Origin of the sequence: Nocardioides zhouii (assembly GCF_004137345.1) — a bacterium.
Classification (GTDB): domain Bacteria; phylum Actinomycetota; class Actinomycetes; order Propionibacteriales; family Nocardioidaceae; genus Nocardioides; species Nocardioides zhouii.
Map to the genome: position 1 here is coordinate 93,660 of NZ_SDWV01000016.1, position 14,499 is coordinate 108,158.

General features: G+C 66.4%; 11 protein-coding genes and 2 pseudogenes. 8 read left to right on the forward strand and 5 right to left on the reverse strand.

The window, feature by feature from the left end; genetic code table 11:
• Positions 1–909: 909 nt before the first annotated feature.
• Together EUA94_RS15475 and EUA94_RS15480 are read left to right on the forward strand one after the other, a co-directional pair.
• Positions 910–1,077, forward strand: a pseudogene (locus EUA94_RS15475) (integrase core domain-containing protein); the annotation flags it as partial.
• 131 nt (positions 1,078–1,208) lie between these two features.
• Positions 1,209–2,546 carry an FAD-binding oxidoreductase gene (locus EUA94_RS15480; RefSeq protein WP_129427782.1) on the forward strand — a complete coding sequence of 446 codons (1,338 nt, stop codon included), beginning with the start codon at positions 1,209–1,211 and terminating at the stop codon, positions 2,544–2,546.
• Between the two features lie 140 nt (positions 2,547–2,686).
• On the opposite strand, the gene EUA94_RS23145 is transcribed toward EUA94_RS15480, so the two are convergent.
• The 3 genes and pseudogenes from EUA94_RS23145 to EUA94_RS23150 form a co-directional block, all read right to left on the reverse strand.
• Positions 2,687–2,968, reverse strand: a complete 282-nt coding sequence (locus EUA94_RS23145) for a M4 family metallopeptidase (RefSeq protein WP_422879904.1) — start codon at positions 2,966–2,968, stop codon at positions 2,687–2,689.
• A gap of 44 nt (positions 2,969–3,012) precedes the next feature.
• Positions 3,013–3,771, reverse strand: a pseudogene (locus tag EUA94_RS15490) (M4 family metallopeptidase); the annotation flags it as partial.
• A gap of 84 nt (positions 3,772–3,855) precedes the next feature.
• Positions 3,856–4,185, reverse strand: coding sequence for a hypothetical protein (locus EUA94_RS23150; RefSeq protein WP_129427784.1), 330 nt, complete (start codon positions 4,183–4,185; stop codon positions 3,856–3,858).
• Between the two features lie 98 nt (positions 4,186–4,283).
• Here EUA94_RS23150 and EUA94_RS15500 point away from each other — a divergent pair, with 98 nt between their 5' ends.
• The 4 genes from EUA94_RS15500 to EUA94_RS15515 all read left to right on the forward strand — a co-directional run bounded on the left by EUA94_RS15500 (position 4,284) and on the right by EUA94_RS15515 (position 10,569).
• Entirely contained in the window at positions 4,284–7,046 is a 2,763-nt protein-coding gene (locus tag EUA94_RS15500) for an ATP-binding protein (RefSeq protein ID WP_129427785.1), read from the forward strand.
• Between the two features lie 54 nt (positions 7,047–7,100).
• Positions 7,101–7,415, forward strand: coding sequence for a hypothetical protein (locus EUA94_RS15505; RefSeq protein WP_129427786.1), 315 nt, complete (start codon positions 7,101–7,103; stop codon positions 7,413–7,415).
• Positions 7,408–8,772, forward strand: a complete 1,365-nt coding sequence (locus tag EUA94_RS15510) for an FAD-binding oxidoreductase (RefSeq protein ID WP_207210573.1) — start codon at positions 7,408–7,410, stop codon at positions 8,770–8,772. Before EUA94_RS15505 ends, EUA94_RS15510 begins: the two co-directional genes overlap by 8 nt.
• A gap of 420 nt (positions 8,773–9,192) precedes the next feature.
• Complete coding sequence (locus EUA94_RS15515; protein ID WP_165356916.1) at positions 9,193–10,569, forward strand: N-acetylmuramoyl-L-alanine amidase; 1,377 nt, start codon at positions 9,193–9,195, stop codon at positions 10,567–10,569.
• A 444-nt stretch (positions 10,570–11,013) separates the two neighbouring features.
• On the opposite strand, the gene EUA94_RS15520 is transcribed toward EUA94_RS15515, so the two are convergent.
• Both EUA94_RS15520 and EUA94_RS22190 read right to left on the reverse strand, forming a co-directional pair.
• On the reverse strand, positions 11,014–11,310 hold the full coding sequence (locus tag EUA94_RS15520) for a nuclear transport factor 2-like protein (protein ID WP_129427788.1): 297 nt from the start codon (positions 11,308–11,310) through the stop codon (positions 11,014–11,016).
• Between the two features lie 464 nt (positions 11,311–11,774).
• A complete protein-coding gene (locus EUA94_RS22190; RefSeq protein WP_165356917.1) occupies positions 11,775–12,431 on the reverse strand; it encodes a Midasin in 657 nt (218 codons plus the stop codon).
• Between the two features lie 508 nt (positions 12,432–12,939).
• On the opposite strand from EUA94_RS22190, the gene EUA94_RS15530 reads away from it, so the two are divergent.
• Both EUA94_RS15530 and EUA94_RS15535 read left to right on the forward strand, forming a co-directional pair.
• Positions 12,940–13,347 (forward strand): hypothetical protein, encoded by a 408-nt coding sequence (locus tag EUA94_RS15530; protein WP_129427789.1) that lies wholly within the window; start codon positions 12,940–12,942, stop codon positions 13,345–13,347.
• A 187-nt stretch (positions 13,348–13,534) separates the two neighbouring features.
• Positions 13,535–14,230: a DUF4396 domain-containing protein gene (locus EUA94_RS15535; protein WP_129427790.1), complete on the forward strand. Its 696-nt coding sequence runs from the start codon at positions 13,535–13,537 to the stop codon at positions 14,228–14,230.
• Positions 14,231–14,499 lie beyond the last annotated feature (269 nt).

Below are 14,499 nucleotides of genomic sequence, written 5' to 3' on the forward strand. Positions count from 1 at the left end.
GCGCTGTCACAAACTAGTCACTTACAGTCCGATTACCTCCATGCCAGGGCGCTACACTCCGCAGTGAACCGCGAGGTCTATCCGCGTACATCCGAGGAGATCCGCGATCGTCCGAGTCACTCCGTAGCACTCGATCTCTTCCAGAGGTCGCAGGTTCAAATCCTGCCCCCGCTACAAAGTAAAGAAGCAGGTCAGAGGCGGTTTTCGGAGAGATCCGGGAGCCGCCTCTGACGTTCTCGACCGCCGTTTGTCCGCAATTGTAAGCAGCCGACGCGAGGCTCAGGGCCCGCGAGGGCTGTAGATGCGTCGTAAACGAATCTGGATCCGCCGGGACCTTCGGGGACGAACTGAGCCCTGGGTGGACGTCGCTTCGGCGGCTTCTGAGGCAACGACCTCTGGTTCGATGACCCAGAGGTCGACAGCGCCAGCGATCTGCTGCGGGTCGGGATGCCTCGCGGCGTAGTTCCCGCGTCGCCATCCCGCGTCCGGTTTGATTGTTGGGGGCTGACGGACGCTTCGGAAGCAAGCCTCGCCACGGGGTCTTCAGTCGCTGGAAGGTCTCCGGGGAACGTCCCGGTCCCGGCGACGACCACCGGACGGGTGTACCGGGACGTCCGGATGATCGCGCGGCTGATGACCAGCGCCGCTCCCGATCGGCGTTCGGCTCGCGGGACGTGCGGACAAGTTGACGTGAATACTCAGAATGCCCGGTCGCTCGTTTGCACTACGGCGCAACGCGTGACTGAGGACACAGGTCACTCTGTTCGTCTATAGGAACACGGACAGCGCGATGTACATCGCCTTGCGCGGCTCATTAGGGGCAAGGCTGCGACCGCAAGCGCTCCTGCGGAGGCCCGCGAGTGAATCGCCCTGGGTCTGATGGAGTCTCCATCAGACCCAGGGCGATTCACCCCGTGGGAGAACCCGTTCGTGGAGTCCTTCAACAGCCGTGCCCGCGACGAGCTCTTCAACGTCGAGGAATTCGCTACCCTGCACGAAGCCCAGGTCATCGTCGAGGCCTGGAGAATCGAATACAACACCTACCGGCCGCACCCCTCGCTGGGAGATCTCACCCCCGGCGAGTACGCAGCCACCTGGACCAGCAACAACCCAACAGAACCCTCATATTGAGTGGACCAGTTCAAAGGGTCCCACCAGGGGGGCCCCATGATTCCGTTCGACGCGCACGCCGCACAAGGAGGTAGACGATGACGTCTCCTGAGTCAGTCCTCGCGGAGTTGCGCGCATCCCTCGAGTGCCAGGTCATCGGCAGGGACGACACCGACTACGACGGCGCTCGCCGGGTGTGGAACGGTGCGTTTGATCGATCCCCGCTGGCGGTGGTTCGCCCGTCCGTCGTGGAAGATGTCCAACGAACCGTCGCGACAGCCCGCGACTCTGGACTCACGCTGGCGGTGCGCGGAGGCGGACATAGCCTTGCAGGTTTCTCCACTTGCGACGATGGCATCGTGCTCGACCTCGCGGGCTTCGATGAGGTGCAAGTCGACGTGGCCCGGGCTCGCGTGCGCGTGCCCGGTGGTGCCTTGCTTCACGACCTCGATTCGGCCACCGTCCCGGTCAATTCCGTCGTTCCCGCTGGCGTGGTCTCGCACACCGGAGTGGGCGGGCTCACTCTTGGTGGGGGAATGGGGTGGAACAGTCGTCGCTACGGGTTGACGATCGACAACCTTCTCTCCGTGGATCTCGTCACCGCTGACGCAACCTGGCGCAAGGTCGACGCGGAGTCCGACCCGGAGTTGTTCTGGGCCATCCGGGGTGGCGGTGGCAACTTCGGAGTCGTCACGTGGTTCGAATTTGGAATGCGCGAGCTGGGCTCCCCCTGTGTGGTCACGAGCGCCTACCCCACGTCCGCCGCCGACCGGGTCCTGGGAGACCTGGCCGGCATCGCGAGCGATCTCCCCAGGGATCAAACCGTCGGATTGTTGATGTCACGAGATGAGCTCAGGGTGAAATCTGTCTGGTTCGGTGACACGGCCACCGCCGAGACCCGCCTGGGCCCGATGACTAGGTTGGGTGGTCAGCGTGGTGAATCGGCGACCAGCACGTTCACGGAGCTGCAACACGCCTCTGACGAGTCAGTCGCCTGGGGGATCTGCTGCTACTCCAAGGGCGGTTTCGTCTCGAGGCTCGACGATGGCTTCATCTCTCTCATGACCCGACAGATCGCCGCAGCACCAACCGCCGAGTGCGACGTCTACATGATCCAGCTCGGCGGAGCCGTCGCTGACGTCGATGACGACGAGGCCGCGTACTCAGGTAGGTCCAACCCCTACTACTACGTCGTGACAGGGTCCTGGGACGGACCTGAGGATCGAGGAGCCGCCGTGCAATGGGGCCGCGAAACTGCCGCCCTGTTCGGCCAAGCGTCGGGCGTGACCTCGAACTACGTCAACGAACAGTCCGATAGCAGCCAAGACTTCGTGGAGCATGCCTACGGCGAGAAGAAGTACCAGCGCCTCGTCGAGGTCAAACGGCGGACCGATCCCACAAACCTGTTCCGCCTCAACCAGAACATCGCCCCCTGACGAGTCGTTGTCGAGGGTCCAGGTGCAGTCACCGTTGTTCCCGTAGGGGTGGGGGGTCTCGAACGGGATCTGGGCGGTGTCGTCGTCGCCGACGCACGGCGGCGGCGGCGGCAGTGCGGGCTCGCCACCCTGGTGGACGCCTACTGCGCCCCATGCGTTGTTGATGCTCTTTCGCGGGCCCTTGGCCACCGAGACGGTTGCGTTGCGTTGCGGGCATCGCAGAAGTTGGCGTACTCGGTCAGGCTGGTGACTGCCTGGTAGAAGATCTGCTCTGCACGCGCCAGACCGATCGCATTGACAGTGGTCGCGCAGTCAGCGACATCGGTGTGCCCGCCCGAGCCGCCGACGTCACAGCCCGCGTTGCGTCCACCGACGACCGCGAGGCAGTAGGCGTGGTTGGGGATGCCGCTGTTGGTGTGCACCCCACCGTTGTCCGAGCTGCTGGTAGACCGCTCCGAGTAGTGGTCGGGTCGCCGACGGCCTTGGGGTCGCCCATGTTCCGGAAACCGGCTTCGGCACCACCGTACACGCCGGCCGGGATGACGTCCTCACCGATGAGCCAGTCCGGCTCGGCGGCGGGGTCCAGCGCGCGCTGGTCGGCGTAGAACTCGGCAGTGTTGCCCATCATGTCGCTGAACGACTTATTGAGCGCTCCCGACTCGTTCTCGTAGATCAGGCCGGAGGTGAACTCCGTGACGCCGTGGGTCAGCTCATGGCCAGCGACATCGAGCCCACCGGACAGGGCCAGCCAGTTGACGCCGTCGCCGTCGCCGTAGGTCATCTGGGTGCCGTTCCAGAACGCGTTGCAGTAGCCGGCGTCGTAGTGGACGGTCGAGATGATCGGCATCCCGGCGTCGTCGATGCTGTTGCGGCTGTAGGTGTCGGCGTAGAAGTCGTCGACCACGTTGGCGTAGTAGTGCGCGTCCACCCCGGGCCGCCGGCTCGGACTCGGGTCAAGCGGAACCTCGGTGTCCCAGATGTCGTTGTCGTCAGTCATCATCGTGCCCGGCGACGCCTTCATGTTCCCGGCGTCGTAGGTCTTCTGACGTCCGTCAGCCGACTGCAGCTGGAATCGATCACCGGTCGGGGTCGTGTCGATGGTCTTGGTGTCTCCCTTGACCCCGGTGCCTTCACCCTCAGCAATGGCATTGAAGCGGTTCAAGACCGCACCCGTCGCTGCATCCACCCACAGGACCCAGCGCGTGGTTAACCGCGCCGTCTCCACCTCGTAGTACAGGTTCCCGCTACGGGGGTTGATGTGCAGTGACGTGGTGCGGTTCCCCTGCGCGCCGAGGAGTTCCGTGGCGACCTATAGTGCGTCTGAGGGGGCGAGCTGCAGCGAGTTGGCAGGCCGCAGACCCGTGAAGTGGGCGCCGATGACCGTGGTGATCCCGGTAGCGTCCTTCAGCACTGTGACCTGTCCGTCGAGCACATCTGCACCGTCGACAACCTGCTGGTAGCGCGTCTGGGTCGTGCCGTCAGCGAATCGGGACCGCCAGATCTCCTCTACGTCGCCCGGCACTCGGTAGGCGGCAGCTTCGTCGCCTTGGAGGGTGAATGAGCCTTCAGCGGACGAGCTCGCAGTTGACGGCTGCGCGGCGGCGCCGGGTGCTGCGGCGGTGGACGGTAGCGCGACCATGGAGCTCGTGTCCGCACGGGTAGAGGTCGGCTGGGCAGGGGCCGGATCCCGATAGCGGTTGCCGGACCTCTTCGAAGACGACCACAATCGACGGTGTGATGTCTTCTGCGCAGAGCACGGTCGGGCGCGATTCGGAGCTCGCTTTGATCGGGGCGTTCCTGGAACGGGCCGGCGGAGGTTTGACCGCTCTGCTCATCGAGGGAGAGGTCGGCATCGGCAAATCCTGGCTGTGGCGGGAGTCCGTACGTGCGGCCGAAGAGCGTGGGTATCGCGTACTCGCCTGCCAGCCTACGGAGAGCGAGGCCGGGGTGGGCTTCGCGGGCCTGATCGACCTTCTGAGCTCGTGGGTGGACGATGACCCGACCGATCTGCCGGAGCCGCAACGACGGGCGCTCGATGCGGCTCTGATGCGCAGGTCGACGGAGGCACCTGTGGGTCAGGGTGCCGTTGCCGTCGCGCTGTTCAGTGTCCTTCGCCTGCTTGCTCGCGCGGCGCCCACCATAGTCGCTATCGATGATCCTCATTGGCTCGACGTGCCGACCAGGCAGGCACTCGGGTTCGCGCTGCGTCGCCTCGAAGCCGAGCCGATCGCGGTCATCATCACGCGGCGTAAGGACTGGCGGGCTGACGCGCTCCTCGAGCACGTTCCGGTGACTCGGCTCGCGGTTTCGCCGCTGTCGCTGGGCGCGACGTACCAGCTCGTGCACGCTCGGCTCGGCGTCACGCTCGCGCGGCCGGCGCTCGTGCGGGTGCATGAGACGTCGCGGGGCAATCCGTTCTTCAGCCTCGAACTCGCGCGAACGTGGATCGACCGAGGCGGGGTGGCCGACGTCGGGCACCTTCCCGTGCCGGAGCGTCTCGGCGACCTGCTTCCCAGACGCTTGGAGGATCTGCCCGAGCGCACCCGGCGGGTCTTGCTCCTCACGGCTGCGATGGCGGGACCGAGCGTGGGGCAACTACAGGAGGCGATGGGCCGCCCGGTCGAGCATGACGTCGCCCGGGCGGAGACGGCGGGAGTCATCGACTCCAGCGACGGGACTGTGAGGTTCACCCATCCACTGATGGCTGCCACGGTGTATGACGCCGCGACGGCAGCGCAGCGGCGGATGGTGCATCGGGAGCTGGCCGACGTTGTCCAGGATCCCGAAGAACGGGCCCGGCACCTCTCGCTCTCCTCACTCGAACCCGACGAGGCGCTGGCTGCGGCCCTCGACGACGCGTCCGCCCGCGTGGCCCGGCGGGGTGCAACAGACGTGGCGGCAACCTTCGCCGAGCGGGCTCTTGAGTTCACTCCCCTGGGCGAGCACGACGCGACTTTCCGGCGCGCGATGGCGGCGGGCGTGTACGCGCTGGCCGCCGGTGACCGGTCCCGCGCCCGGGCCCTCTTCGAACGTGCCGTCGCCGATGCGCCCCCCGGCCCAGGACGAGCAGGGGCGCTGCGGTGGCTGGCAGAGCTCTCTACCCCGCTTGGCCACGGCCTCGCCCTGTGCGACCGAGCGCTCCTGGATGCCGGCACGGATGCGGCCGTCGCCAGCCGGATCCACCGGACCAAAGGAGCGATCGCCTACTTCCTCGGCGACGTACCGGCGGCCGAGCACCACGCCGGTCTCGGCGTCGAGCTTGCGGAGCGCAGCGGCGACGACCAGGCGCTGGGCATGGCCATCGCCGAACTGGCCCACTGGACCTTCTGCGGCGGTGGAGGTGTACGCCGCGATCTCTTCGAGCGCGCGGTCGCACTCGATGGGTCGGCCGGGGCATCCTCTCCGCGCAGTCACCTGGCCAAGGTCGTGATGGACAACGACGGACACGACGAGGCCCGCGAGTTCCTCACGTTGCTGCTGGACGAGACCATGGAGACCGGCGATCTGTACGCGGCATCGACGCACCTGTTCCATCTGGCCGAGCTCGACGTGTGGGCCGCAGAGTGGCTCGGCGCGATCAGGCACGCTAGGGAGAGCCTTCAGCTACGACAGCACCTCGACCAGTCGGGTGCGCCTCTGTACGCCGAGGCGATGGCGCGGGCGTGCCTCGGTGATGTCGACGAGGCCCGAAGCTTGGCTGAGGCCGGTCTGGTGGAAGCGCGGCGCGCGGAGGACGTGGTCTTCTGCATGCAGAACCTGCATGTGCTCGGGTTTGTCGAGCTGTCGCTCGGCAACCACGAGGCCGCTCGAGCCCTGCTGGGCGAGGCGACCGATCTGATGCGGCCGCGCTGGAATCGGGAGTTCGGCGACTGCCATATGGTCCCTGACGAGATTGAGGCTCTCGTCGCGCTCGGTGAGCTGGCGCGGGCCGAGGACCTTGTGGGGTGGATGGACGAGGTCGCCCGAGCGACCCAGAGGGCTTGGACGGTGGCCACCGGTGCCCGGTCCCGGGCACTGGTCCAGGCGGCCAGGAACGACCTCGACGGGGCAGACGCAAGCCTCGAACGGGCGCTGACGGCGCACGAGCGGCTGCCGATGCCCCTCGAGCTCGGCCGGACGCTCCTGATCCGCGGCATCGTTCAGCGCAGGATGAAACGTCGAGCGGTCGCCCGCGAGACGCTCGGGCGGGCCCTCGCTCTGTTCGAGGGTTGCGGCGCGACCCTGTGGGCCGGGCGGGCGCGCTCGGAGATCGCACGCCTCGGCGTGCGATCAACCGCCCAGGTCGACCTGACTCCGGTCGAGCGGCGGATCGCGGCGCTGGTCGCTCAGGGATGTACCAATGGCGAGATCGGCGCGGCGCTTTCGTTGAGCAGGAAGACGGTCGAGGCAAACCTCTCGCGGTCCTACAGGAAGCTGGGCGTCCGCTCCCGGGCGGAGCTCGTAGCGAGGATGTCGGTCCCGCGTGAGTCGACCTCGACCCCTGGCGCCACGAGAGCCTGAGCTTCGAGGGAGTTCCCCGATTACGGCGCGTGGGCGCCCGCCTACCGTGTTCACATGAAGCTTGCCCTGCAGGAGACGTTCCTGATGGAGCGTTACTGGCCCGGCGTCAGGCGCGCAGACCTGGTGACCACAGAGGAGCACCTCTGTCGCGTCGCGGGCGAGATGACACGCGACGGGATCCCGATCCGGATCTTGAGCTCGACCTGGATCCCAGCCGACGAGGTCGTGCTGACCCTGTTCGAGGCCGGCGAAGAAGACGACGTGCTGGAGGTCGGTCGTCGCAGCAACTACCCGTTCGACCGCATGCAGCGCGTCGAAGTTGTCACAGGAGCGAGCCGGAGGTGGAGTGGTGATGAAGAGCATGTCTGAGACCAAGGGAGTCGACGCGGCGGGGATCTCGGGACTGCGCGAGGTCATGTTGGGCCAGGTGCTGGCGCCGGCCGACACCGGGTACGACGAGGCGCGGCAGGTGTGGAACGGCACCGTCAACCGGAGGCCGGCGCTGATCGCCCGCTGCGAGGACGTAGCCGACGTGCAGCGAGCGCTGGGCTTCGCGGTGGAGCACGACCTCCCCGTCGCGGTGCGGGGAGGCGGGCACAGCGTCGCCGGCTTCTCGACCTGCGACGCCGGCGTACTCATCGATCTCGGCCTGATGCGCACGGTGAGCGTCGATGCCCAGACACGCGTCGCGCGGGCCCAGTCAGGGGCCACTGGCGCCGAGTTCGACCGCGCGACCCAGGAGCACGGTCTCGCGACAACACTCGGGGTCGTCAGCACGACCGGGATCGCCGGGCTGACGCTCGGCGGCGGGATCGGGTGGCTCATGCGCAAGCACGGGCTCGCGTGCGACAACCTGCTTTCGGTCGATCTGGTCACCGCCAACGGCTGCCTGGTCACGGCCAGCGCCGACCAGAACCCGGATCTCTTCTGGGCCCTGAAGGGTGGGGGAGGAAATTTCGGCGTCGTCACGTCGTTCGAGTACCGGCTGCATCCGGTCGGTCCGATGGTGTACGGCGGGGGCGTGGCGTACGCACCTGAGCACCGGCGCGTTGTTTTGGAGTCGTACCGGGAGCTGACCAGGAAGGCCCCGGACGAGCTGACGACCTACGCGGCGATGACCGCGGGTCCGGACGGCTCGCCGGTGGCCGCGATTGCCGCCTGTTACGCGGGCGATCCGGCCGAGGGTGCACGCCTGCTCGATCCCACCAAGGCTGCGGTCGGCGAGCCGCTGCTTGATGGGCTGGGTCTGCTGAGCTACATCGAGCAGCAGAGCCGGGTGGACGAGGGATATCCACGCGGTGAGTATCACTACTGGCGCTCGTGCTTCCTTGATGACCTCACCGACGATGTCATCGACGTCCTGGTCGATCGGGCCAGCGACGTCCAGGCGCCGCCCGCACTCGAGCTGATCGTGGAGCACATGGGCGGCGCGATCGCGGAGGGTGACGGAGCCTTCGCGCACCGCGACGCAAAGTACGACGTACTCATCGCAGCCAACTGGACTGACCCGGTCGATCAGGACCGCTGCGTGTCCTGGGCGCGTGACACTGCTGCGGCACTAGAGCCGCACTCGCGCGGGGGCTACACCAACTACGAGCCCGACGCGGACGGTGCCTACGTGCAGGACGCATACGGCGACCGCTTAGTCCGGCTCCGCGCGCTGAAGGCTCAATACGACCCGCACAACGTGTTCCACCTGAACCAGAACGTCACACCCGCATCGTGAGTCAGGCCCGACAATCTGACCTTGCCGTGTCGTGGTCTGAGAGTGTCCACCCCGGATTCATCGCCGTAACAACGGTCGTGTCGTCAGCGTGTCAAATCATTGCGGTTGGCTTCATCTTTTCCGTTCTTGATGCGTGGCTTGAGAACGGTCCAATTTCGGGCCCGTCGAAGCCTCGTTCGAGTGGTGCGTGCAATTTGTGAGTAGGGCACGCCGCAGGTAGCGATGGCGCCGCCTGCGCTCCGCTCGATAGCCTGCGGCAAGGCGGCCATCGTGGGGTCGAGTCCCCGGTCGAGGTTGTGCCGGCTCACAACCCGGAACCGGACTGTCTCTGGCGACTTGACGGCGTCTCCGACTCCGACACTCGCGGGCAACGGAAGGAGCGCGGGCACCAGGGGCGGGCGGTTGCTTTACCATGAGCGGATGCGTCGTACCATCGGGTTCGTCATCATCAGCTGCATGTCGAGTGTTCTGTCCGTGGTGCTCCCGAGCTTTGCCACGGCCGTGGACCGGACAGCGCCTATGCGTGCCGAGCAGGTGACCGCGGGGGTCGCAGCTTCCAGGGTCTTCCAGCTGCCGGTGCGGGCCGAGTTCGTTGCGCCGTACTGGCGGGGCAACCCCCGCGCGCAGGTCACGCTGGCGTTCTCGCTCGACGGGGTCCACTTCGGTAAGCCAGTGGAGGCCGGCCGGGACGAAATCGGCTTGGCGCGACACGACGGCACCACGTACGGGGCCATCCGCAACGCCGACGGGGCGGTGGCCGTGCGCGTCGTGACCGACCGCCCGCTGGGCTCGCTCACCGTCCTTGGCCTGTCGGACGGCGCGATCACGACCCACCGCACCGTGCGGTTCCAGATTGCGGAGTCGTCTCAGGCCGCCACCACGCAGCCCCTTGTCGAGCCGCGGTCCGCCTGGGGCGCGGACCCGCAGTACATGACGTGGACGCCGGCGTTCTACGCGACCAAGAAGCTGGTCGTCCATCACACCGACACCAGCCACGACTACGCCGATCGGGCCGGCGCCGAGAGCCAGATCAGGGCGATCTACTACTACCACTCGGTCACCCAAGGCTGGGGTGACATCGGCTACAACTTCCTGATCGACAAGTTCGGCAACATCTACGAGGGTCGCTACTCCCGCGACTACGCGGGAGCAAACCCCAGCGGCGACGACCTCGACGGCCGCGGCGTGACGGGGGCCCACACGCAAGGCTGGAACTCCGGGACGGTTGGCATCGCCATGCTAGGGACCTACACCGACGCGGACGTAACCCCGGCCGCCCGCCAGGCCCTGGAGTCGCTGCTGGCGTGGGAGGCGAGCCGCAACGGCATCGACCCGCAGGCCACCCAGGCGTTCGTCAACCCCGTCAGCGGGGCCACGATCACGACAGCCAATATCGCCTCGCACCGCGATTACGCGGCTACCCTGTGTCCCGGCGACGCGTTCTACGCCACGCTTCCCACGATCCGTCGTGACGTGGCCGCCAGGATCGGTGGCACCACCCCGCCTGCGGACACGACAGCGCCGTCGGCCCCGCTGTCCCTGACCGCGACCGGCGGCAAGAACCGGGTGACGCTGACCTGGAAGCCCTCGACCGACGACACCGCTGTGACCGGCTACCAGATCTGGCGCAGCCAGAACGGCTCGACCACCTTCGCACTGGTCGCCGATTCCACCGGCACTTCCTACGTCGACAGCGGGCTGCAGCGGCGCACCAGCTACACCTACAAGGTCCGGGCCTACGACGCGCCGCTCAACCTCAGCGGCTTCAGCAACTCGAGCACCGCAAAGACCAGCTGAGTAAACACCCCAGGTCTAATGCCGCTCCCGTTTGAGTCAAAGAGGACGAGCACCACACCGAAGGAGGGCCGACCGCACAATCTGGTGACAGCTCCGCGCCGCGCTCGTGTCATGCGGGATGGGCGGTTAGGTCGACTCGACGCCCGCCGGTCTGCAGACTCCCCATTGCGTGCTGGCGGGTGATACTTACCCGCTCCGCCAGTGGGTTTACTGTGCGCAGAAGTGCACCCTGCTGATGTTGGTTGGCGTGGGCGAGTCATCGTCGGCAACAGCGCCAGCGGACGGGGGAGTGTCGCCGGTCAGGAAAATTGCTCAGTGCGTGGCGGCTTAGGGTTCTTGACAGTCACATCTCGCTGGCTGGCGACCGAATTGCGACGGCATCGCGCACACCTCGCGGCCGATCCGGTAGAGCCGCAGCGCTCACGCTATCTGCGGCATGGGCGTTCACGCTGTGCCGTACTCATAGCGCCTTGCGCGGATGAGTGACAGCTCAGCCCCTGCGGGAATGCCGCGCTCGTTGCGATAGCCCCGCAAGCCGGTAATGACTCCGTCGACCACCGTGAAGATGTGACACACCATGCTGACGTGGGTGCCGTCGTCATCGACGATCGTCGAGAGCTGCTCGACGTACACGTCGTTGCCGGCCTGCTGCACGTTGGTGTTATCGGTGGTGAGCGAGGTGGCCTTGTTGATCGGCGCCTGCAACCGTGCAATCACGGCGTCCGTCCCGCGTTGCATCACCTGCCACGGCTCATCGGTCCACGGGCTGGCGGACCTTGATGACGTAGTCAGAAGCCAAGAACGTGCGGAGGGCTTCGAAGTCTTCGACGCTTCCCGAAGCCCGAGCACGCTGAGAAGCTTCGATGTAGCTCAGGACAACGTCGATTGCTGAAGTGTCGTCTGTCATGTGAACCGTCCCGCCGCGAGACGATGACACAAGGCGCGCTCGGATCCAGCCTCCTTCGGAGGCGCCGCGCGGTTGCGCATGCAGACTGCGTCCGCACGTCGACCGGGGCTGCGCGCTGACAGCGCCATACGAAGACGTTCTGCTACTCGCCGTTGGCCGTTGGCCGTCGGCGTTGGCCGTTCTTCGATCTAATCGACAGCTTCGTCGGTCAGTCGGGTCTCACCCTCTCGGGAGTCCCCAGCCCAACCAGCGCGGTCTCGCTGGCCCGGAGATGCGCACGGATCCCGGATCCGTTTACTCAGTCGAGGCGATCGTCGCAGTCGTCCTGCGCGTCGCCCTGCTGGTCGTCATCGTCGATGCCGTCGTCGTCTGTGTCGGAGTCCTCGTCATCGGCATCGACGGAGTTGTCGATGCCGTCGCGGTCGGAGTCCTCGTCGCCGTCAGAGGTGCCGTTGTCGTCGCTGTCGGAGTCCTTGAGGCTGCCACCCTGCTCGTTCTCGTCTTCGTCGGCCACGTCGTCCTGGTCCGAGTCGTCATCGTCCGCGATGCAGGGTTCGTCGTTGTCGTCCTCATCCTCGTTGGCAACGCCGTCGTGATCTGCGTCCTCGTCACCGTCGGGCGTGTTGTCGCCATCGGTGTCGGGATCGTTCACATCGGTGCTGTCCACGCCGTCAGCGATTTCGTCCCCGTCATCGTCGCCGTCGCCGTCGGAGTCCTCGACCTGAGGGTCGGTGTCATGACGGTACTCGCCAAGGTCGCGGAGTCCGTCGTGATCGGCATCACGGCGCGCATTGGCACGCTGCGGGTTCAGGTCGTGACGCAGCTCCCACCTGTTTGGCATCCCGTCCCCGTCAGAGTCACGGGCTGCAAGTCCGGATGCGGGCGACGAGAGTAGGCCTGCCGACGCGAGGGCGGCCAGCGCGGCGGTAACAGTGCGAAAGTTGCGTACGAACATGAGCAGGCTCCCCGGATTTTTGTCGTGTGCAGCGCCGGTGCGGTCGCGTCCAGAGAATAGCCTTGCTGGAACACATTCGACGCGCTTCGCACACACTGATTGAACACCTCTCACTCACAGCGAACGGTCAGTCGAGTCTGGGCCCAGGCCTCCCTGGCCGCCGGGGGCCAACCCGGTGTTGGGAGCTGATGAACAATCGTTCCCTCGCGCCTGTCAACATCACCTCGAGCCTCACGCGGTAAGAACAGCATGGGACGGCGCTCGGCTCCATCCAAGGCCGGGCGGAGCCCGCCCGGCACTGCGCCGACGGCCTGGTGGTCCCTTCGAGAGCGTCCGCGTCTGACTAGGCCTCAGCGCAGGGGCGGCCCATGGGCTCTTCGTATATCGTTCCCGCGTGCTCAGGTCCGTCGCTGTCGCCCGCTTGTCGCGGCGCGTTCTATGCGTTGCGGCTGCCTGCGCGCTGACCGTGGCGTGCATAGGTCTCGCGGTCGCGGCATCGATGACTCCCATGACCGACATGATCGACATGATCGACATGACCGACATGGAGGGCCTGGCTGGCACCGTGTCGGCCGGAGCCTCCATTCCCGCACCTGCGGTCGCCTTCGGCCCTTCAGTAGGCGGCCAGACAGGCGACGCGGTAGGGGCTGTCGTCAGCGAAGCGGTTGCGCCGGTCATGTCAGCCATGAGCTCGATGTGCGACAACGTGTGCGTCGCGGACGTGAGCGTGGTGTGCATGATGGCCGGGGGTCTCAGCCTGCTCACGCTGCTGGCGCTGGTCCTGGCCACTCGACGCAACACCTTCTTGGCACTGGTGGCGCGCGCACGTCCTCGTGATGTTCTGCGTCGATGGCGATGTCACCAACCAGCATGGACAGTGCTTTCACCCATCTCCTTGTGCGTCTTGAGGGTGTGACAGGTCGCTCAGAGACTGCCTCTGAGCCGAGCTCGACGCGTGCGCCCCTCGGCGTGCGCACCTGCTGACCTGGCGTGCGCCGGGCACAGCCCCGACCAGTCCCGCCCGAACGGCTCCCGCGCCGTGCGACGGCCCAGGGATCTGGCTGGTCGACCACTCACTTTGATTACAAAGGATTCACAACCTCATGGACATGTCTATGCGTTCCGCCGTCCCCGACTGGCTCACACCGGTCGCTTGGACCTACATCACTGTGTCACTGCTCAGCGTCGCCCTCATCGCACTCGACATTTATGTGCTACGTCGCCGTCATCGCAGCGTCGCTACAGAACTGGTGTGGCTCACCTCTGCGCTCTACCTTGGCCCGTTTGCCGTCGTCGCCTACCTGCGCCGCGGGCGCGCCCACCCCGCAACCAACAAGGTCGCTTTGGGGATGGCTGAGCCAGCCGACGGGAGGGCGGTCGCCGTGCTCCCCGGTGGAGGGGCATCCGCGGTGGCACACTTGATCGCGGTGCCACTGGTCGTTGCGGTCGGCTGGACTGTCGCCGGTCTGGCGATGTGGCCGATGATCCTCGTCATCGCGGTCCTTGCGACCGTCATGCTGGCGATCTACGAGCGTGCAGCCAGTCGTGACCAGCGCGCTGGGCGTGTCCATCGCATCTCGGTTGGAGCTGCGTTCGTGGGTGCCGTAATCACCGTCGCGGCGTTCGACGTCGGCATGGTCGGCTGGATGCTCCTGTTGCACTTCAACGATCTGATGCCCCCGGTCACCGAAGGCACCTTTTGGTTCCTCATGCAGATCGGAGTCGTCGTGGGACTCCTGACCGGCTACCCGGCAGTCATGTGGCTCCTTCGCCGCAACCGGTCCGTCGTCCCCGCCTGAATCGGCCTTGACCCGCAGAACTCATCGGCCTGCTGCCGCCGCGTCCTCGCGGCGGCAGCACGGCCGGCACATGACGGACGCCGGCGTCGGCGCCAGACACGCCTGTCGTATCCGAAGGCGAACAAGTGTCCGTCTCTCCGGGACTGTTTCAGTAACGGTGTTTCCGGCGGTTTCCATTAGTAGGTCTCTGCTGCCGGCCAGCGGTCGGCGAAGGTGATCGCGAACGCGTTGAGCGCTGGCTTCCACCTCATGGTCCATCGTGCCCGTCC

Bases quoted from the DNA above. Each gene is read 5' to 3' on its own strand.
- EUA94_RS15480 (WP_129427782.1), top strand. From the start codon at position 1,209: ATGACGTCTCCTGAGTCAGTCCTCGCGGAGTTGCGCGCATCCCTCGAG.
- EUA94_RS23150 (WP_129427784.1), bottom strand. From the start codon at position 4,185: ATGGTCGCGCTACCGTCCACCGCCGCAGCACCCGGCGCCGCCGCGCAG.
- EUA94_RS15500 (WP_129427785.1), top strand. From the start codon at position 4,284: ATGTCTTCTGCGCAGAGCACGGTCGGGCGCGATTCGGAGCTCGCTTTG.
- EUA94_RS15505 (WP_129427786.1), top strand. From the start codon at position 7,101: ATGAAGCTTGCCCTGCAGGAGACGTTCCTGATGGAGCGTTACTGGCCC.
- EUA94_RS15510 (WP_207210573.1), top strand. From the start codon at position 7,408: ATGTCTGAGACCAAGGGAGTCGACGCGGCGGGGATCTCGGGACTGCGC.
- EUA94_RS15515 (WP_165356916.1), top strand. From the start codon at position 9,193: ATGCGTCGTACCATCGGGTTCGTCATCATCAGCTGCATGTCGAGTGTT.
- EUA94_RS22190 (WP_165356917.1), bottom strand. From the start codon at position 12,431: ATGTTCGTACGCAACTTTCGCACTGTTACCGCCGCGCTGGCCGCCCTC.
- EUA94_RS15530 (WP_129427789.1), top strand. From the start codon at position 12,940: ATGACCGACATGATCGACATGATCGACATGACCGACATGGAGGGCCTG.
- EUA94_RS15535 (WP_129427790.1), top strand. From the start codon at position 13,535: ATGGACATGTCTATGCGTTCCGCCGTCCCCGACTGGCTCACACCGGTC.